This is a genomic window from Microcystis viridis FACHB-1342, from assembly GCF_014698335.1.
GTDB classification, from domain to species: Bacteria; Cyanobacteriota; Cyanobacteriia; order Cyanobacteriales; family Microcystaceae; genus Microcystis; species Microcystis ichthyoblabe_A.
Genome location: NZ_JACJSV010000001.1, coordinates 36,838 through 56,730, shown reverse-complemented (window position 1 = coordinate 56,730; position 19,893 = coordinate 36,838). Strand labels below are relative to the sequence as shown.

Here is a 19,893-nt window from a genome sequence, read left to right as displayed (position 1 = left end):
AGAAGTGAGTCCCGATTGAAACACTGAAATGCCTATCTATCAAGGGATTTACCATAGCAATTCAGTTTGAGATGTCAATACGGAGAATGAGTAAGTCTAACTCATACCAATTCTCCAAAATCTGACTAAAAAAATTTTCATCCCCCCAGCATCTCCATCCCTGTTAAAAAAAGGGAAAAAGGGGGACTTAAATTCGATGATTTGATCTGTAATTTCTCTGGGCAAAAATTGCTATTAACTACCCGGAGGGGGAATTACAGGAATTTCGATACCGTCCGGCGCTAAGGGGGGAGGTGTGGGGGTTAGTTCTGGCTGATAAACAGGTTCAGGCGTACTAACTAAGGGGAGATTGTCCACCACGGGAAGACGGGGAGTAATGGGTTGCGAAAACATTGCTTGAATTGCCGCTTTTCTGGTTTCTGGAGGTTCCAAAGCTTGCTGCCAGAGACTTTCATAAAAGAAGAAAATCACCCCTAAACCCCGTTGACGAGCAGCCAATACCTTTTCTTCAATCAAGGGTAGGGCAATCGGTCGATTGCGTAAACCGGTTAAAACCCCCACACCGGTGGGGATAGTTTGCTGGGTTTCTTGAATTTCGGGACGCTCTAATTGTTTGAGAAAACTGGGCAGATCGGGACGATAAACCTGTACGATTAACTCATCGACTAATCCTTGCCGCACCCAACCGAGCCAATCCTGTAAATGACCATTATAGGCGAATTCGTAGGGATTAGGGGCGATCGAAAGCAGTATATTCGGTTTAATTGCCTGAATTGATTCTTTGAGATTAGCCAGAAAAGCGGTGATTTTATCGGCCCGCCATTTTGTCCATTCGGGATCCCGGGGGTTAGCCGGAGGTGTTTTTTCGGTTTCCTGTTGATAAAGAGCGATAGTATAGGGATCATAGCCGAATTCATTCGGTAAACTCAGATGATCGTCGAATTGGATGCCGTTAATATCGTATTGTCCCACCACTTCCAAGACTAACTCCCGCAGAAAATTCTGCACCTCGGGACGGAAAGGATTCAACCACACCACCTCACCGGCTGCCCCCACCCAAGTGGTCCCCCCGTCGCGTTTTTGAGTTAACCAGTTCTGATGTTTTAAGGCTAATTCTGAGGTGGGAGGGGCCATAAATCCGAATTCAAACCAAGGAATGACCAATAATCCCCTGCCACGGGTTTGTTCCACCAATTCTGCCAAGATATCTTGTCCCTGCGCTCCCGTAGGCACAAAAGGCTGTATTCCTTCCCGTTTCGCGATCGCGCTAGGATAGAGAGCATAACCGGAATTCCAGACCACGGGATAGATAGCATTAAAATTAAGATTAACTAATTGCTCGATCGCCTGTTGTCGTTTATCCCTGTCCATCAGCATCGCAGTATCGTTGGTGGTAATCCAAACACCGCGAATATCAGGATCTCGACTTTGAGAGAAAGCGGTAGAAAAATAGCCTAAGAATACGACTATCAGAAAAGATGCTAAGAATAGTAGTATAGGGAACTTTTTAAGAATTTGCCGCCAAACGCTAGTCGGAATTAGAAAAGTCATTTCTTTAGGGTGAGAATTAACGGTTTTAACTGGTTATAATAACAGCTTTGCTCAACTCTTTGAGGCTAGATTGACCCGAAATATATATTTACCTATTTCTTCACTCGCGACAATTGGCCTTGAGGATAGAAATAATCAAGACGAATATCGAATTGATCTATGGCCACTAATAACCGATTGGAAGGACGAAAAAGAAATAAGTTGGCCTGGGGAATTTCTAGAACTTCTTTTAACTTATCGGTATCGGGGTTAGTGGTAGTCAGGAAGTATTGTACATCAGCATTAAGACGATAATTAAGGGAAAGCAAATCACCTAAGTTAGTCCAGTCATTACCTTCGTCGCTGATAATAATGGCATTGGGTACAGCATTAATTTTTCTGGCAACTTCGCCATTCCAATAACTAGGAACTTTTGCCCAACTGGTTTCGGAAAGAGCATTATTAAAGTTCGATACTATACTAGCAGTTAACAAAAAAGTCAAGATAATTTTACCTGAAAATTTACCTTGATTAAGCAATTGTGACAAGAAAAAAGCTACAGTTATATAGATAGTGGGAAAGGAGGCAATTAGATAACGGGTGACAGTTGATCTAGTGGTGGTCAAAATTAGATCGGGAATGACTAAAGCTAGGAAAGGTACTAGGGTTGAGGTAATCAGAAAAGTAAAAACTATCGGGTTATTGTAGCGATAAACTCGCTCAAAAGCATAGATAATTAAGATTAAAAAAATCATTCTATATATATAGGTGAAGATGTTATTAAAACCAAAATCGCTATCGCTAAATAGAGAAGTAAAAGTTAAGAGCCATAATTTACCGAACAATCCCCAATCGAGATAGTTAACGGCAGCCCAACTGGTGGAGTTAAATGCCCTTTGAGAGTTAGTTAAAAAAACCTGTAACCAGGGTATATATAAAATCATCATCGTTAACCCAGATAACAGGAAAAATATCAAGTTATTTTTTCGCTCTGGTTTCATAACAAGATACCAAATTATCAAGGCTGCTTGAGCAAATAAGTTGAGAATAAAAAAGAGATGGGTGTAGAGTCCGAGAGTATTAGATAAGGTGTATAAAGACCAATTAACAAGAGTTCTTTTTTTGAGGCATTTTAACAGCATTAATTGACTGATTATCGTTAACAAAACTAAAAGACTATACTGGCGAGACATTTGAGCAAATATTATATCAACTGGAGAGAGTGCCAAGAAAATTACTGCTAAAATTGCCGTTAACTTTGATGTAAATAATTCTAGGGATAGATAGTAAATAAATGGCAGAGAGAGAAGACTAAAAACAATCGCTAAACTGCGGGAAGAAACGGGAGAAAAACCGAATATTTTTTCCCAATAGCGAGAGATCATAAAGTATAAAGGTGGGTGTTGAGGGTCTTCTTTAGCGAGAGATTGAATCGTATCAAAAACATTGCTTTCGGGTTTCAGTTGTTGAAATTTTCCTAATTCTGTGGTAGATAAAAGACGGTTTTGAAAGATAGTATCAGCGATTTCCTTTGCTTGATAACCAGTGGTTCTAATGGTGGTGTAGGATTCATCATGCCAATAGATTTTTTTATCGATATTTGCCCAACGAAAAACGACACCGAGAGTTAGGATAATTACCAAAAGTATTAAGAGCCAATTGGTCTTTGTATAATTAATATTTGCTTTCATTTTAATAATTAGAGCGACTTTGTTTAAGATTGAGAAACTTGGTAAATTCTGGTTGAAAAAGTAGCTTAATTGTGCCAGTGGGACCGTTACGGTGTTTAGTAATAATTACTTCGGCCACACCTCGATCGGGACTATCGGGGTTATAATATTCATCTCGGTATAACATCATAATTAAATCCGCATCCTGTTCGATCGATCCTGACTCGCGTAAATCGGACATCATCGGTCTTTTATTATTGCGAGATTCCACAGCGCGACTTAACTGAGAAAGAGCAATTACTGGAGCATGAATTTCTCTCGCTAAACCCTTAAGACTGCGGGTAATTTTAGAAATTTCCTGAACGCGATTATCACCTCCACCTTCCATTAATTGCAGATAATCGATTAAAACTAATCCCATTTGTCCTTTTTTTTCTGCCTGTAAACGCCGCACTTGGGAACGCATTTGAATCACACTTAAATTGGCACTGTCATCGATATATATGGGCAAATTTAATAACTTTTCTAGTCCCCCAAGAACCTTCTCTAAATCATTTTGTCCCAAACGGCCCGATCGAATCCGATTACTTTCGATTTTAGCCTCATTCGATAACAAACGTTGGGCTAATTGTTCCTTAGACATCTCCAAACTAAAGACAGCCACGGGTAAATTCTGTTGAGCGATATTATAGGCAATATTAAGAGCAAAAGAAGTTTTTCCCATGGAAGGCCTCCCCGCGATAATAATTAAATCCGAGGGTTGTAAACCACTGGTCATCGCATCGAGATCATAAAATTGAGTTTCGATACCGGGTAGAGTGGTGGTCTCCTGCATCTTCTCAATTTCGTTAAAAGTTTCAATTAAAGTATCCCCCAGAAAAATTAAACCCTCCTGGGGTCGTTTTTGGGTGAGACGAAAAATCTTTTGTTCCGATTCATCGAAAACATTTTCTAATTCTAGTGTCGTATCTCTGGCTAACTCGATAATTTCTCCCCCCGTGGAAATTAACTGACGACGCATATATTTATCCATCACTAATTCAGCATAGCGATCGATGTTGGCAGCCGAGACAGTGCGCTCAATTAATTGTAACAATCGCGGCATTCCCCCGATTTCTTCCAGCAGATGATTATCCTGTAACCAACTGCTAACCGTCATTAAATCCGTCGGTTTTCCCTTCCCTTGTAAAGCAAGCGCCGCACGATAAATATCTTGATGGGTTTTTACATAGAAAGCTTCTGGAATTAAAAAATCACTGATTCTACCTAACGCTTTTGGATCTAGTAAAATACCACCTAAGATAGATTCTTCCGCTTCAATATTTTGGGGGGGGAGGGATTGATCGCTAATCATTGTCAATGCTGACTGTGCTTTATCATTAATTATAGTCATTCACCCTAATTAAATACAAATGTTCAGGTTAATGATAGGATTCAGTATTCAGGAGTCAGGAGATTATTTTTATTTATTCTCCCCACATCCCCACATCCCCACACCCCACACCCCACACCCCACACCCCTTTTAAACAGGATTTAGTATGACTTTAATTGACTCCTCGGCGCTCTCCCCGGCCGTCTATTTTATTGGTGCGGGCCCCGGAGATCCGGAATTATTGACGGTAAAAGCCTATAAAATTCTCCAAAAAGCCGATGTTATCGTCTTTGCTGATTCCCTCGTCCCCAAACAAATTCTTGAGGACACTCCTAAAGATGCTGAGTTAATTCCCACCAGTAGCATCACCCTAGAGGAAATTATCCCTTTAATGATCGATCGCGTGCGTCGGGGTTTAGCGGTGGTGCGACTGCAATCGGGGGATTTAAGTCTCTATAGTGCCATCCAAGAGCAAATTGAGCTTTTGACAGCAGCAGATATCCCCTTTCAGCTAATCCCCGGAATTAGTGCCTTCCAAGGATTAGCGGCCAAATTGGCCCTAGAATTAACGATTCCGGAATTAGTCCAGACAATTATTCTAACCCGGGTGGAAGGAAAAGCATCTCCCATGCCAGAAAGTGAAGAATTAGCCTCTTTAGCCGCCCATAAAGCCAGTTTATGCCTATATTTAGCCGCCCGTCATGTTGACAAAGCCCAGGAAAAACTCCTACGATACTACCAGCCAGAGCAACAGGTGGCCGTTTGTTTCCGTCTCGGTTGGCCCGACGAAAAAATCTGGGTTGTCCCCCTGTCAGAGATGGCCAAACTAACCCATCGGGAAAATTTAACTAGAACTACCCTTTATCTCATTAGTCCCGCTTTAAACCAGATTACAGGAACTCGATCGCAACTTTATCACCCGCAACATTCCCATCTTTTCCGTCCTCATCCTTAGGTATTTTCTGGGAAGTCTATCGAAAGAAACACTGGGTTTCTACCTAAAGATAGATTTAAAGAGCGGCGATTTTGTTTAAAATCGCAGTGGGAGGTAGGGCAATTTTAAAAACGTTTAAAATTCCTCTAACAATCCATGCACAGCTGCCCGATTTGTTCGGGAATTACCCTTCGTCACCTTGTAGCTAGTCGTGCCTACTGGTATTGTCCTCACTGTCGTCAGGAGGTTCCTAACTTCCTTGATTGCTCCATTCCGGCTCTCTTGGGTTTGGTGGGTAAAATGTATTCTAAGATACATTCTTCCTAGCGAGGGGGTGGAACGAACCACAAAGACACAAAGGACACAAAGACTGATCAATCCTATGTAAGTTAAACTTATCACACAGAACCTAGAAGAGCCCCATTCCTCGCAGGGTAGATCGAGTTAGAGCGGAAAAAACAGTCTAGATTTTTAAGTTGGTAGATGGCAATAATATCTGTGGGATGGGTTAATTTTTAACCCACCCCACTTTACCTGTCTAGGGTTCTCTGAATAAATCTAAAAACCTTGTTGGATAATATCTTTAGACTTTTTTGAAATCAAAAAGTACCTGCGATGGGAGTGATCGGGGGGAAAATTCCGGGACTTTTTCCCTGAAAATTAGGTAATTGACCCCCTCAAAATCGGTAAAACCCTACACCCTACACCCTACACCCTACACCCCACACCCTACACCCTACCCCCACGAGAAACTTTTTGCCGCAAACCCTGTCTAGACATCCCGAGGATTGAGATGGCTCATTTCCCAAGTCACATAGGTACCGATCGGACTCCAAATCAGGTAGGGTAGGAGTAGGATGCCCGCCCAAGAAGAAACAGGGAAAACCAAGAGCGCCAGAAGACAACCCAAGAAAAAACCCGTACCTCCGATAATCGTTCCCGCTTTGAGACTGCGTAGTTTACAGGTGACGGGAGTATAGGCACTAATAGTCAATTCCACCAACAGATAAAAAGCCATCAAAAACCAGCGATTAGCCGGTTGAGCTTCCCAGACTAAATAAGCAGAAATTGCGCCACAAATATAGATAATTGTCCAGATAAGAGGGATTAATCTTTCAAAGCTTAACCAATCGGGACGACGCAAACGCGCAAACCAACGCACATCGCGAGAATTGAGTAATCCCCCAGCTAACGCTACCAAAAATCCCACGACACCGATAAGCAACCAAGAGGGAATCATGATTTTAAGCTATCCTCCGCTAATTTTGGCTTTGTAACCCGATTCAATGAGAATTTGTAGAATTTTTTGGCGATGATCTCCTTGGATCTCAATGGCATTTTCTTTAACTGTACCACCCGTCCCGCAAGCAGTTTTTAACTGTTTTAATAATTTCGTCAGAGTTTCGGTTTGGCATTGAAAACCTGTAACCATGGTAACGGTTTTTCCCGCACGACCAGAGCGGGAGGTTTGTACTCGCAAATTCTGCTGATTTGGGGGTAATTCAGGGATGGAACGCTCAAAAGCTTGAGAATTGCTTTTATCTCCAAATTCCTGATAGGCAATCCGGTTTTTTTCCTTAGATTTACTCATATAGCAATTATCATACTGGGTTTGGGGGTTTTTCAGTGACCAGTAAACAGTAAACAGTAATCAGTGAACTGAAAACCAGCATCTGATAACTGATAACTGATAACTGATTCAAAGCTGACTGCTGATAGCTCTTAATTGGTTGGACTGGCAGCGCATTTGATTAAGTTCAGCTGCCGACATTCGATCGAGATGACCTAAAATCATATTAACTCGACCTTGGGATTTTAATTTTTCTCGATGTCGTGCCAAAAAATCCCAGTAAAGAAAATTAAAAGGACAGGCAAACTCCCCGACTCGTTCATTTTTTTTATACAGACAACCCCGACAATAATCACTCATTTTATCAATATAGTTGGCCGAGGAAGCGTAGGGTTTGGAAGCGAGAATTCCCCCATCGGCAAATTGTCCCATTCCCAGTACATTAGTCTGCATTACCCAATCGTAGGCATCGATAAAAACACTATGAAACCAGTTTTCAATCTCTTGGGGAGAGCAACCAAAAATTAAGGCAAAATTGCTCAAAATCATTAATCTTTGAATATGATGGGCATAACCGGTATTTTCCACCTGTGATAATACTTGTTTGAGGCAATTCATCTCGGTTTGGTTACTATCCCAAAAGAAAGCCGGTAAGGGTTGTTGATGCTCAAACCAATTATGATTAGCGTAATCTTCTCCCAAATAATGATAAATCCCCTGCATATATTCCCGCCATCCCAACACCTGACGGATAAATCCTTCGATGCTATTTAGGGCTAAATTATCTTTTTTATAGGCAATTTCTGCCCCTTGAATCACTTCCAACGGCGTTAGTAATCCTAGATTAAGATAGGGAGATAATAGGGAATGCCAGAGGGTTTCTTCTCCCGTTACCATCGCATCTTGGTATGGTCCAAAGTTGGGCAGACAATTAGTAATAAAATGCTCCAAAACCTGTAAAGCTTGTCTGCGGTTTACTGCCCAGGGAAAAGGTTTGATTTTTCCATATTTAGGAATATCTAAAGCTTCCACATCAGCGATAACCTGAAGGGTAATTTCATCGGGTTCAAACCAAAGAGGAGCAGCAGTTTTTAATCCATCCTTGGGCGGTTTGCGGTTTTGTTTATCAAAGTTCCATTGTCCTCCTATGGGTTGATTATCCTCGATTAAAATCTGCCATTTTTTGCGACTTTCTCGATAGAAATCCTCTAGTAATAGTCTTTTACGAGATTTAGCCCAATTATTAAAATCTGTCCTAGTCCAGAGAAAGTGATTATTATCAATTAGGGTTATAGCACAGTCTAAATTAAGATTTTTGATTAATCTAAGAAAAGGTAAATCATTAGGCATCATAATCTGTAATTCTTTAATACCTAATCGTTTAATCCAAGCAGATAAAATCGGCTCAAAATCTTCAGTAACTTCGTAGGTTACAGACCATCCTAAAGTTTTTAATTCTTCGGCAAAATGACGCATCGCCGACCAGATTAAAACTAATTTTTGCTGATGATAGGGTCTTTGTCGAATATGATTGTGGGATTCAATTAAAATAACCGGCGTTTCCTGTGCATAGGCTTGACGATTAGCTAAGGCCGCTTGTCCTGTCCATAATTGATCACCTAAAATCCAAATACCAATGGTCATAATTATTTCATTGCCTCGACTATTCCCCCGTATTTTTTAGCCATAATATCCGCCATTTCCCGAGCAGAAAATTTACTGGCTTTGTCGATGCTGGGGGTAAATGTACCCGTAGGGGTTAAATAATGGGTAAATACCCCGACTTTTTTGCTAATAATCCACATATTTCTTGAAGTCAAAAATCAAAAAGGGGATGGGAAGTGGGGTGTGGGGTGTGGGGTGTTTTCTCAGTGAACTGATAACTGATAACTGATAACTGATAACTGATAACTGATTAGGTTTTTGTCCTAAGACTTTGGGCGCTTAGATAAAGTTGCGTCCATTCTTTGACCACTTGTGTGCGTTTACAGTTTAATTCGCCAGCGATTTCCTCAAGGGTTTTACCCGCTTTTAAGCCATCGATAACGCTTTTACCCGTGGGAGAAAGGCAAGCATAGTAACTTTGCCATTGACTGAGAGTTAAGCCAAAATTATGCTCTTTCGGGCTGATTTCTAACCATTCAGCGATTAATTCTGTCCCTTCCTTGAGGGCAAAAACCTTAATCGCATGATAGCCAACTTTTTCCCGGAGACGATAAATCCGTTGGACGGGAATATTCATCGCCAAGGCGATCTCATCTTGGCTTTCGCCTCCTAGATAGAGATTAAACCAAGTCACCGCCTCCGGACTAACATTTTCCTCTAGATACTTGGCAAAACTCTCTTGAACTTTTGCCCGTTGAATTTGCGCTTCTTGACAAGTGCGTTGATCTTCGTAGGTAGCGATCGCATTTTGATCCAGTAAACTTAAGCTAGTTTCCCCCTCATCGCCACTAATTTCATCGGAGAGAATCCGGATCATTTCTTCCTGAGGCACATTAGTAATACCGCTTCTCGATTGACGACGGAGATAATTAACAAAACGATAGGCTAACAGGGGTTGATTGCGGATCGGACGCAGAGCGTATTCCTCCAGGGTGGCTAACAGCAGCTGATCACGAGTAGCTTGATCGTTGGTACAACGAGCGATCCATGCTAACTGGGATTGCAGATAGCGATCGCTATTTAACATTTCTTGAATAATTTCTTGCAAGACATCGGCCACCGCTTGCCGACGATCGCGACTTAAGGAAACCCAAGTGCGAATTTTTTGCCGGAGAGTGACACAAGCACCGAGACGATCGATCAGGTTACGATAGGCGCGGGTGGGATTAACTTTCAGATAGCGTTGCCGTAAAATTTGCCAAAGATAGACTAATCCCCGTTTAGCGATTTCTAAATCTCTCTCATCTAAATTTTCCCAACGTTGGCTATCTTCACCGAGTAACCAATTGATAATGGTATCCCGTTGGCGATCGGTTAAGGAATCCTCTGTTTGAGAGAGGCGATCTTGCCATTGTTGCCTTAACTCGTCGATTATTGTCGTCATCGAAAAATTGAGTTCCAAACCCCGTCTTTTTAGGACGGCTTTAGTTTGAATATTAGCGCATTTACACGATATATGCTAAAACCTGAGCCATGGAGAAAGCCGATCGCTGCTAATTTTATCCAACACCCGACTAGAACGAACTAATCAATTAAGTCTTTGGCCAGATCAGGATTTAGTCGATTTATGCCCCCCGATCAAACCATACCAAGTAACGAAGAGCCACCCTAAAGCAAGCCCTGCAAACCTCGAACTCGGCAATCTAACATCCGAAATGGGATTTCCTCCTTTGGCAACGTTTGGAACTGGATGTGAAGAATAGAATCCTCGGATTAGAGTACAATCATCGCATCGGCTCAAATCGGATCGAGGGAAAGTTCCGATGGTTTGAGTTTCGCCATCATGACAGTCTCTTTCAGCAGCCAACTGGCGAAGTTGCCTGAGAAATGTTCGGCGAGGAATCGGCAAGTGTTATATAAGAAGCGAATTATAGTCATTTCAGATAAGTCTGATACACTCTAGACCAGTTAAACCCTTATGAACTCTGGCATTAATATTCTCAATCTTAATTGAAATGACTATAGAACACAATCTTCGGTGTAAGGACTTGATCGCTTAGGGGGTGATGGAATATTATAAGGATAGGTTTTTTCAGTGAGCCATTCATGCGGATGCGGAGGTTAAGTCCTTAAGTTTGATTACGGTTCGACCGAACGCTCAGTAACGTTCTTCTCGGCGATTTGTGACAAAGGGTATTGTGAACAGTTTCTTGGGTAACTAAGCCATGAAAGCCTTGTCCAGACTCCATTTGAAAAGCTATAGATCACAAGAAACCCAAGAAAGCTAAATTGATTCGCATCTGGCTTAAATATGAAAAAAACACTAAGATTACTGACTATTTTATTCATCTTCATACTGTCGCTAGTTATAACTGCGTACCCTGCTTTTGGACAACTAAAGGAAGGTAATTTAATTTGGACGACGAAAAAAGAAGACATATTTTATATTTTAAGAAGTAATAACACTGAACCATCTATATTTCTTGATATTCCAAAAACATTTAATATTGAGGAGAAATATGAGACAGGAATCAATCTGGTTAGTAGTGGGAAATCTATTTTTTGGCTGGATTATGATTATGAGTTTAAAGAAGGTAATGACAATAACATTTCCATGTATGTTTATAAGATGGACATTGATAGTTCTAAACCATCTGTTGTTGTTGATCTTTCTCAAAAAGCCGGGTCTCAAATAGTACGATGGCTTCCTAGTTCTTTAACGACAGACGGGAAGTTTCTTTTTTGGTTAGGACAAAATTTAGAGGGAAAGCCTTTTATTTATAGATCAGATATCAACGGGGATAATTTTTCCATGCTTTTTGAATTTCCCTATGAATCTACAACATTTAAACCTCAGATAAAACATTTAACAACAGATGGAAAATTTATTTATACACATATTGACGGCAATCTTCGTAATCAATCTGGCGGCTTCGGGAAGCCAACCGAACTTCTATTAAAAATAGAAATAAGCAATCCCGTTTTATTAGCCATTGATGCACTGTCGATTTTACGAAACTGGACAGGTGAAGGAGTTTTGTCCATTAATAATTATGAGGATACTTTATTAACAGATGGTAAGTTTTTATACTTTACTATTGGTTTACTTAATCCTAATTATGGCGACGGAATTGTTCGTTCTGATTTTGATGGACAAAATCCATCAATGATTGCTGAGCCTAAATATGGGACTGGTGTAACCAGTATGACTAATAATAAGAATTCACTTTTTTGGGTATTGCGATATTCTAAATTTTTCCAAATTAATCAATCAGCTTTTGATGGCTCATCAAAGTCTGTTTTAATTGAGGTTCCTGTTGAGGATAGTCTCTCTCATCATAGAAGTTATAACATACCATCAAGTATTGCTTTTGTATCGAATAATTATCTAAGCTCACAACTAATAATGGGAGTCGTCATTTTCTTGATAAGTTTGGCAATAATCTTAGGTTTATTATGGATTTTCTCAAAAAACCTATCAAACTCTGACATAAAACAGGAGGCTGAATCAGAAGCTTAAAGCAATCTAATTCGTTATCTGTTAACAATTTTTTTTCTAATTGAATAATCCAGAATCATTTGTAAAAGAGACTATGAAAGACGTATTTATTTGTCATACCAGTGAAGACAAACTCCTGATTGTGGAACCTTTAGTTTCAGGCTTAGAAAAAGCTGACATTACTTTTTGGTATGATCGGGCTGAAATTAAATGGGGAGATAGTATTACAGCCAAAGTAAATGAGGGTTTAAGAATCTCTCGTTTTGTGATCGTTGTCTTGAGCGAAGCTTTTCTAAACAAAAATTTTCCTAAGCGAGAGCTTTTTGCCGTCCTCAATCAGGAAATTTATTCCGACCAAACTAAGGTACTTCCCTTATTTTCAGATAATAAACAAAAACAAAAGGTATTAGAAAGTTTACCGTTACTCAATGATAAACTATACCAAACTTGGAACGGCAATGCAGATACAATTATTGAAGCTGTTTTACCTCACTTGTCAGAAAAAACAACGCTTAAATTTAAAGATCAAAAAAGCGTAAATGATTTTTTAAACAGAGATAAGTTGATTTCTGATAAAGGGGTTAGCTATAGCAAACTTCGCCAACTCCTAGAAGCACAAAGTTGGCTAGAAGCTGATCAGGAAACGATCAGGCTTCTTTATAAAGCTACCGATAAACCAGAATTTACATCAACCTCTCATTTTTCTGTTGTAAAAATTCCCAATGAGGCCTTATCATCAACTGAACTTAAAAGAATATCTGATAATGACTTAATTATTCTTGATAATCTTTGGAAAAAGTATAGCCACAACAAATTTGGTTTGTCCACTCAAGCTCGTATCTATGAACAAGAAGGGGAAGATTACTATGCTTTTGCGAATCGTGTCGGATGGCGAAAAAATGGACGGTGGTTAGGTTACAATGATCTGACTTGGCATTTGGACGCTCCAATCGGTCATTTACCTTGGCTACAGGGGAAAAAAGCATATCCCACAGAAAAGCAAATGAGAGACTTCCATTTTAGTGCTTGGACATTGAATTTAGGTGACAAACATTTTGCCGAAGATACTTTTATTTCAGTTCTCCAGCAAAAAGTAATCAGTATTCCTTTATTACAATTTTAAATTATGTCTCAAAAAATACCTAATTACCTTCGAGCGATCGCCAAATCTCTTGCTTCCGTAGTAGGCCCATTTGGAGTTCCTGTTGAGTTTGTCTTGAGTCTTTATGATGATCAAATAGAGAACTCCCGTGAGGCCAAACTAGATGCAATGATTGCCGAAGGTCAAAGCCTTACTCGTAAGTCTCTTGATGCTATCTTTGAGACAAAAACTGAAATAAAAGAATTACGAGAACAATTTATTTTAGGAATACAATTTTGTTTTACTATTCTTATGCAAAATCAAGAATTATTGCAAAATTCTGAAAATTTTGAAGATAAGTTTTCACTTTTACTTGATCGACAAAAGGAAAAACTTGAGGAAGCTGGTTTTTTGACCAAAGATGTTTTGGTAAAGGAATTGTCAGAACTTTACGGAGCAGATAGCGAACTATTTAAAGCAACTGTTGGGTCAGCAGGGTTTCCTTTAGCAACAATTCCTCAAAATCAAGCACCCAAAGTTATTGTCTTTCAATTTATTAATCGTTGTTATACTTTGAAACTTAACGATCAGTTTAAAATATTTAAAGCACTACATAAAGAAAATCCAAATAGTAAAGTTTTGCAATTGGTGAGTGCTTTGCTACAAGAAAAATCCTCAAACCAAATATAGCAGTTAAACATTTAATTTATGAATACTCCTTTTGAATCTTATTTAGGCTCTCTCAAAAATCAAATTATTAGAGATTTAATTTCTCTCTATGAATCTAACCCTTCTCTTTTTATTGCTATCATTTGGGAAGGGGGATTTTCTACAGCAAATTTGAGGAATGAACAAACTTTACGGATTATCATTCAAGACTTTATTTGTCAATGTAATTCTCTTAATATTCTGCAATTACGACAAGTATTCACCAAATTATGTGAAGAAAATCCAGGCTGTGAATCACTAAGAAAAGCGAGGAATTCACTTTATCAAAACTTTGATTACGTCAATAGCAACGAAGATTGCATCACTAAATACTTAGTAAAAGTCAAACCAAAACTTATCAGTCAAGGTTGCTCATCCATTTACAATGATATTATCTATGATGGCAAAGTTTTTAAACAAGTAGCTAAGGCAGCTAGTTTTAAAACATCAATTGGTGGTCTGCCAATGAGAGGAGAAGCTTTTTTTATCTTTTCCTATTTTTCTTCTGTTAATGATAACTCATTAAGAGAGTTTGCAACGAATTGTTTCAATTACGCCAAAAAAAACTCTAACTTTTCTAGTATTTTACAAACTGTTTTTAACTTGAAGATACCTACAAATATTTGTTTTTCTATCTCTATGACAAACTTCATAGATGAGAAAACAAAACAACAAATTACAGAGACAAATCCCTTTGAAGAAACGGTAGATCTTCTATGGTATATTGTACCAATTGTTTACACTCTTAATGAAAAGCAAGTTTATTTTTACGAAGAAGTGTTAGAGTCTAAACCTTGGGAGTTTTTCAGAGGTGAAATAGTATGGAAAGAACTCAGGAAAATTATCAAACAAACTTTAAGTGACTGAGATAAACAGTTAAACCATAATCAGGTAGAGAACTGGAGTTTCACTGGCACGATGGCCTCCAGTAAACTTATTGAGAACTTGATAACGTTTTATTATAAAATTCGGCCTTAACATTATCATTAAATTCAGGACTTTCTAGATAAGAACTAACTTCAATTACCCCAACTTTATTAATACTTTGTGGAACGTTTTCAAAAGTAATAATAACCTCAATAGGAGTATCTTTAATCAAAATATTGTCGGCTTGATAAGTGCCAGAATTACTGCCAAAATCCACTTTGGTTGCAATTAGTTCTTTGCCATCCTCAATGATTCGACTTCTATTGTTAGAATTATAATTTCCGTGTATATAGAGCTTGTTTTTATCTTGTGTACTTGTCACCAAAAGAGAACACTTAATATTTTGAAGTGTTGAAGAAATTGCTGATCTTTGGCATTCTTTGAACTGAAAAATTAAAGATTGGACTTTAACAATCTTATCCGTATTAAAAGAAGACGGCTCTGACACAGTTTCATTATCAGGTGCGAATGAAGCCGAGGGACTGGGTACATTTGAACCTTTTAAAGATTGATTTTCATCTTCAAGCTCTTTTATTTTTCTTTGCAAATCTTTGTTTTCCGACTCAAGTGTATTTAATTTTTCTGATAACTGAACTAAATCGGAATTGCTAGATTGCTGAAAAAAACTGGAAATCCATTCCTTAAATTTATAGCCGCCAAAAGCAGATAAGGGAATAGTTAAAACTAATAAAACAGAAGCAAATATTAGGTAATTTTTTCTTTGTTGTTTTTTAAATTCTTTATTCACTTGTCTGCGAACCTCCTCAATGTCATTATCCATTAACAAGTCAGATAATCCTAGTTCTTGAAGACTCTCTTTAACAGCATCAAGAGTGATAACCTCTTGATTATACTGTTTTCTATAGGAAAGTCGTTCAATCAATTTTTTAAACTCATCATCACTTAAACCATCCTTCAAAACCATAAGTTTTACCCTAAATTGTAATAAAAATAAATGTCTGTCATTATTCTGTATAACACTTTCTACGGTAACGATATGGGTCAACTTTCTGTATATCCATCTATTTTAGTGCAATCGCAAGAAAAATTTCCCCATATCATACCCAAAAGCGTGTTAGCCATAGCACATTGCCAAAAACCTTGTTTAACTAAATTCCTGACAATAGGCTGAAATAACACGAGTTTTCTGGTGTTATAACAACTATTCGTCAATCTGACCGCACCTCTTGACAAAAATTTACAATTATTCGACCCTTAGCGATCGCTATCGGGAGATAGAATGTGCGTGGTGCGTTACCCAAAATCGATCGGTGGAGCAGTAGGACTTGCATTAGACCTCGACCTAATATTATCTCAAGACCAAAAGTCTTTCTAGTTAAGGAATCTACCCGAATAAAAATTATTTTAATTGCCTCATATTTTTTCAGTGAAATTGAATTAGCAACGATAGATATACATTTCAGCTATCGAACTACTTAATTAGTATATAGGCTAAAAGCAAGCTGTGACTGGGTTATAATTTTTGAAGATGTCTATTAGGGAACGCACCCTACGGCGATGGCAATCTATAGTTTACATGTTTTCAAGGAGTGGAAGATAGCAGCCCTCGTTAGCTCCGGTAGCGGGCCTATCCATCTTTCCCTCACCGAGCGCGAGCGCTCCGGATTGCCGCTTGTCCACAGACGTTCTATGGTATTGAGGTCAGTACAGGGTATGTTCAGTAATTTATCTCGCGGGCAAAGGGCAGACCACGTCGGATCTTTTCTGGCTCGATTCGATTCGTAGCAGCTCGATTCTAATCCCACGGACTGGGCAATTACCTTTTGAGTTTCGTCAAGAGCTGGATAATGATAATCGTTTAAGATTTTTTCACTCCTCTCTCTCGTCAGAGATCCCGTCTCGATGTTAGTTACAGTTACAACGTACGCTTCCTTCAGCAGGTCGCGCAGGCGGGTGTAGTCCACCCCTCGTTCGGATTGCAAATCGTTGGATTGCAAATCGTTCGTCACTCGATTTTTCGCTGTATCCAGCAACCTCAACCCGCTGGTCTGATTTTGGAGTCCACAGGAAGCAAGAATTGCACTGCTAAAACCGACTGCGATCCATCTTAGAAATGCCTGCCGCAAAACCTTGAGCGCGTGGGGCAGTTGTTTTGGTTTATATGGAATCACGAGAGTCTCCTTAATGCGTAAATGTTCAGGGGTTTACGAGAGAATATCTGTACAACACTCTCCAGAGTAACGATATAGCACTTTTCACGTTACTGAGGTATCGACAAGTTTTGCCAACAAAGGGTTTAAGACCCTTGCCCATACCTTATTCTGATGAAAACTGCTATATGTAGAAACTTTCGGTATATCACCCCATTAACTAAATTTATGACAGTAAGCTGAAATAACGGAACTCTTCTAAAAGACTAGCTAAGATTTCTAGTTCTGACCGCACTTCTCCACAAAAATTTACAATTATTCGACGCAATTAATGGACTGTCTATAGAGCTATCGACTCGTTAGAAGTTTCTCCGGCGGGTTGGGGAGTGGAAAACCCCGTCAGGGATAGAAGCTGTCGTTTAGCGGTTTCCCGTTCGAGACGGTAACGGTTCAACTGAATCTCTAACTGTTCTCGTTGGGCGATTCTTGTTAGATAGGTTTCGGTGGATGAACCGCCCAGACGGTAATCTATCTCGGTAATCCTGGTCAAGAGGTCATGATTGGACAGTTGGGCTGATATCGCCCGTTCTCGATCGCCGGCGGTTTCGTAGGCGATCAGGAGGGTAAGATATTTTCTCACAGGGCGATCGCATTCTTTCCTAGGGTGTGTTCCCTGAAAACATGACAATTTCAAGGTTAACCAATATTTGGGAATGCACCACCCCTACCATTTATAATTGGGGAACATTTTCCTGTTCATAATTTTCTATTAATATTCCCAAAATTTCCATTAAAGAAGCAAGAGGATGATTTTCATTTTCTCCTATTTCATCTATCAAATTATCTAACATAATTACTAATTGTTCATATTCTGATTCATTGCGAGGGATAAAGAGTATTTGCTTTAAGTTTGTCCAAGCTTGCCGTGTTTTCTCTATATCTATCGTCGGCATTTTTTTACTCCTTCCATTTGTTTTTGTCGTATTCAGAATGAGTTAAAACTTCTCGAATATAAATTTTTTGTCGATTGTAATGAATCGCTGCTATTAGTCTAATCTTATTTCCACCTTGGAACCCCCTAAGCTACATCTACATACTCACAGATCGACAATGATTCAGGAACAGTTAATCCATCTTCTTTTAAGCCTTCCAAATGAAAAATTATTGCCTCAGCAATTAATTGTTTAACTTCTTCTAATGTTTCTGCAACCGCAACACAACCGGGAAGATCGGGAACATAAGCACCGTAGCTATTTTCTCCTTTTTCAATAACAACTGCATATCGCATTATATTTTGTCCTCCTCAATTTGAGCTTGTCGCCATATATTTTTAAGAGTCCCAATAGGAACATCAACGCTGGATTTCCCCGATACCGTTACCGTACCAGATTTTGAAGGATGTTTATACTGCCTATGACTTCCTCGTGTTCTAGCAAGATACCAGCCATCCGCTTCTAACACTTTAATCACTTGTTTGACTTTCATGATTCTGGATTTTAACACAATCACATCGCCTCGCAGTGCCGTGTCCTCGTAGTTTGGGTTGAGCGAAAACGTATCAATTCGATTGTCTAAGCGAAACCCAACACCCCGAAGGGTCACTCCGGGTTAGGTTTCCTTACGTCAACCCAACCTGTAATTGAGGGAGGTACTTTATTCTTGGCTACAATGACCAACAAAGCAAAGATTTGAGCTATCACCACTACAATCAAATCACTACTCACCCGCAACAGACAAAGCCATAAATCCCGAAAATATTCCCGTTAATTAGCTTTAACTTTCTGCACCATTGTATCGGCAGTGGTAGTAGAAACCATGGCCGCCATAACTTGTTCTGGGGAAACCGTAAAAGGTAAACGATGAATGTCCGAATTAGGCTGACAGGCAATTGCGGCCGCGTGGCGCAATTGGGCAAGGGAAACATCTTTTAATCCTAAATCCTCTAGGGATTTCGGTAAACCAATTTGTTCATAAAACTGGATTAGTTGCCCCCGGGCCGATACTGCCAATTGATTACCCAAAACTATTTCCTCTAGACGCAATTGGGCGAGAATTCCGTAGGCGACTTTTTCCCCGTGGAGCGCGTGATGGCAAGCGGGAATATGGGTTAAACCATTATGAATCGCATGGGCGGCCACGGTACGACAATTAGCGCCCCCTAAACCACCAATTACTCCGGCTAATAAAACGGTGGCATCCACCACCTGTTTCCAGTCCTCCCCGCCGATATTTTCCAGGGCTGCCGGGGATTTTTGGAAAAGAATATCCCGCAAAACCCGGGCCTGTTGGACAGCGGCAATGATCAGGGTTTCTGTGCAATGACCGCTACTGACAGAAGCCTCGTACCATTTAGCGATCGCATCGCCAATACCGGCGATTAAGGTTCTTTTCGGGGCAGTTTGGATAATACCGTAATCGAGAATTAATAAATCCGGACAACGGGCTAGGGACAGATCGTAAAGAAACGCCCCTGCGTCAGAATAGACGTTAGATAGGGCTGTCCAAGCCGCACAGGTAGCGGCGGAGGTGGGAATCGTGGCGATCGACAAATGGCACTGATGGGCGAGTAATTTGGCCGTATCGAGGGCTTTGCCGCCACCCACACCGATGATAAAATCTGCCTCATGACTCTTGACAGATGCCTTTAAATATGCTAGGGAATTTTCCGAACAATCGGGGGCGTAACTGTGATAGCTAGGAGTGAGATTTTTCAGGGGAGATGACAAAAAAGCTAAATTGCGATCGCCGCCCACCACCAGGGGACGTTTACCCAAATCCGCTAACTTGCCGGTGGATTCTTCTAGGGCATTGTCACCCCGAATCACTTGTGCGGGGGCGATTAACAGGGGCAAAACAGCGACAGCATTGGACATTTTTTGACAACC

General features: G+C 39.9%; 22 protein-coding genes. 6 read left to right on the top strand and 16 right to left on the bottom strand.

What is annotated here, in order from left to right:
• Nucleotides 1-234: 234 nt before the first annotated feature.
• The 3 genes from H6G40_RS00250 to dnaB form a co-directional block, all read right to left on the bottom strand.
• Entirely contained in the window at nucleotides 235-1,551 is a 1,317-nt protein-coding gene (locus H6G40_RS00250) for a family 10 glycosylhydrolase (protein WP_069474786.1), read from the bottom strand.
• A 92-nt stretch (nucleotides 1,552-1,643) separates the two neighbouring features.
• Complete coding sequence (locus tag H6G40_RS00245; protein ID WP_069474785.1) at nucleotides 1,644-3,221, bottom strand: glycosyltransferase family 39 protein; 1,578 nt, start codon at nucleotides 3,219-3,221, stop codon at nucleotides 1,644-1,646.
• 1 nt (nucleotide 3,222) lies between these two features.
• A complete protein-coding gene (gene dnaB, locus H6G40_RS00240; protein WP_069474784.1) occupies nucleotides 3,223-4,554 on the bottom strand; it encodes a replicative DNA helicase in 1,332 nt (443 codons plus the stop codon).
• 185 nt (nucleotides 4,555-4,739) lie between these two features.
• Here dnaB and cobM point away from each other — a divergent pair, with 185 nt between their 5' ends.
• Nucleotides 4,740-5,528: a precorrin-4 C(11)-methyltransferase gene (gene cobM, locus H6G40_RS00235; RefSeq protein WP_069474783.1), complete on the top strand. Its 789-nt coding sequence runs from the start codon at nucleotides 4,740-4,742 to the stop codon at nucleotides 5,526-5,528.
• A gap of 751 nt (nucleotides 5,529-6,279) precedes the next feature.
• Here cobM and H6G40_RS00230 read toward each other — a convergent pair.
• From H6G40_RS00230 to H6G40_RS00210, 5 genes are all read right to left on the bottom strand, one after another.
• Entirely contained in the window at nucleotides 6,280-6,747 is a 468-nt protein-coding gene (locus H6G40_RS00230; protein WP_002739978.1) for a TspO/MBR family protein, read from the bottom strand.
• A 9-nt stretch (nucleotides 6,748-6,756) separates the two neighbouring features.
• Nucleotides 6,757-7,098: a translation initiation factor gene (locus H6G40_RS00225; protein WP_002750167.1), complete on the bottom strand. Its 342-nt coding sequence runs from the start codon at nucleotides 7,096-7,098 to the stop codon at nucleotides 6,757-6,759.
• Between the two features lie 108 nt (nucleotides 7,099-7,206).
• A complete protein-coding gene (locus tag H6G40_RS00220; protein WP_190537098.1) occupies nucleotides 7,207-8,721 on the bottom strand; it encodes a cryptochrome/photolyase family protein in 1,515 nt (504 codons plus the stop codon).
• Between the two features lie 2 nt (nucleotides 8,722-8,723).
• Nucleotides 8,724-8,882 carry a hypothetical protein gene (locus H6G40_RS00215; protein WP_002776561.1) on the bottom strand — a complete coding sequence of 53 codons (159 nt, stop codon included), beginning with the start codon at nucleotides 8,880-8,882 and terminating at the stop codon, nucleotides 8,724-8,726.
• Between the two features lie 110 nt (nucleotides 8,883-8,992).
• Nucleotides 8,993-10,126: a HetZ-related protein 2 gene (locus tag H6G40_RS00210; protein WP_190537097.1), complete on the bottom strand. Its 1,134-nt coding sequence runs from the start codon at nucleotides 10,124-10,126 to the stop codon at nucleotides 8,993-8,995.
• A gap of 82 nt (nucleotides 10,127-10,208) precedes the next feature.
• Between H6G40_RS00210 and H6G40_RS22950 the strand changes: the two genes are divergently transcribed.
• Nucleotides 10,209-10,445 (top strand): hypothetical protein, encoded by a 237-nt coding sequence (locus H6G40_RS22950; protein ID WP_238560625.1) that lies wholly within the window; start codon nucleotides 10,209-10,211, stop codon nucleotides 10,443-10,445.
• Between the two features lie 34 nt (nucleotides 10,446-10,479).
• Here the strand turns inward: H6G40_RS22950 and H6G40_RS00205 are convergent, their stop codons facing one another.
• Complete coding sequence (locus H6G40_RS00205; RefSeq protein WP_002740097.1) at nucleotides 10,480-10,620, bottom strand: hypothetical protein; 141 nt, start codon at nucleotides 10,618-10,620, stop codon at nucleotides 10,480-10,482.
• A gap of 373 nt (nucleotides 10,621-10,993) precedes the next feature.
• Between H6G40_RS00205 and H6G40_RS00200 the strand changes: the two genes are divergently transcribed.
• The 4 genes from H6G40_RS00200 (at nucleotide 10,994) to H6G40_RS00185 (ending at nucleotide 14,837) form a co-directional block, all read left to right on the top strand.
• Nucleotides 10,994-12,202 carry a hypothetical protein gene (locus tag H6G40_RS00200; protein WP_002739520.1) on the top strand — a complete coding sequence of 403 codons (1,209 nt, stop codon included), beginning with the start codon at nucleotides 10,994-10,996 and terminating at the stop codon, nucleotides 12,200-12,202.
• 73 nt (nucleotides 12,203-12,275) lie between these two features.
• A complete protein-coding gene (locus H6G40_RS00195) occupies nucleotides 12,276-13,304 on the top strand; it encodes a GUN4 domain-containing protein (RefSeq protein ID WP_002739598.1) in 1,029 nt (342 codons plus the stop codon).
• 3 nt (nucleotides 13,305-13,307) lie between these two features.
• A complete protein-coding gene (locus tag H6G40_RS00190; protein WP_002739853.1) occupies nucleotides 13,308-13,952 on the top strand; it encodes a hypothetical protein in 645 nt (214 codons plus the stop codon).
• An 18-nt stretch (nucleotides 13,953-13,970) separates the two neighbouring features.
• Nucleotides 13,971-14,837, top strand: coding sequence for a hypothetical protein (locus tag H6G40_RS00185; protein ID WP_002739646.1), 867 nt, complete (start codon nucleotides 13,971-13,973; stop codon nucleotides 14,835-14,837).
• 67 nt (nucleotides 14,838-14,904) lie between these two features.
• On the opposite strand, the gene H6G40_RS00180 is transcribed toward H6G40_RS00185, so the two are convergent.
• The 7 genes from H6G40_RS00180 to H6G40_RS00150 all read right to left on the bottom strand — a co-directional run bounded on the left by H6G40_RS00180 (nucleotide 14,905) and on the right by H6G40_RS00150 (nucleotide 19,881).
• On the bottom strand, nucleotides 14,905-15,822 hold the full coding sequence (locus H6G40_RS00180; protein WP_002740064.1) for a hypothetical protein: 918 nt from the start codon (nucleotides 15,820-15,822) through the stop codon (nucleotides 14,905-14,907).
• 1,526 nt (nucleotides 15,823-17,348) lie between these two features.
• Entirely contained in the window at nucleotides 17,349-17,648 is a 300-nt protein-coding gene (locus H6G40_RS00175; RefSeq protein WP_002740048.1) for a hypothetical protein, read from the bottom strand.
• A 91-nt stretch (nucleotides 17,649-17,739) separates the two neighbouring features.
• A complete protein-coding gene (locus tag H6G40_RS00170; protein WP_002739743.1) occupies nucleotides 17,740-17,961 on the bottom strand; it encodes a hypothetical protein in 222 nt (73 codons plus the stop codon).
• A 4-nt stretch (nucleotides 17,962-17,965) separates the two neighbouring features.
• Nucleotides 17,966-18,046 (bottom strand): type II toxin-antitoxin system HigB family toxin, encoded by an 81-nt coding sequence (locus tag H6G40_RS00165; RefSeq protein ID WP_370445040.1) that lies wholly within the window; start codon nucleotides 18,044-18,046, stop codon nucleotides 17,966-17,968.
• Between the two features lie 40 nt (nucleotides 18,047-18,086).
• Nucleotides 18,087-18,296, bottom strand: a complete 210-nt coding sequence (locus H6G40_RS00160; protein ID WP_002739801.1) for a type II toxin-antitoxin system HicB family antitoxin — start codon at nucleotides 18,294-18,296, stop codon at nucleotides 18,087-18,089.
• A complete protein-coding gene (locus tag H6G40_RS00155) occupies nucleotides 18,296-18,493 on the bottom strand; it encodes a type II toxin-antitoxin system HicA family toxin (protein WP_024968900.1) in 198 nt (65 codons plus the stop codon). Before H6G40_RS00155 ends, H6G40_RS00160 begins: the two co-directional genes overlap by 1 nt.
• Nucleotides 18,494-18,771: 278 nt before the next feature.
• On the bottom strand, nucleotides 18,772-19,881 hold the full coding sequence (locus H6G40_RS00150; RefSeq protein WP_002740090.1) for an iron-containing alcohol dehydrogenase family protein: 1,110 nt from the start codon (nucleotides 19,879-19,881) through the stop codon (nucleotides 18,772-18,774).
• Nucleotides 19,882-19,893: the final 12 nt, after the last annotated feature.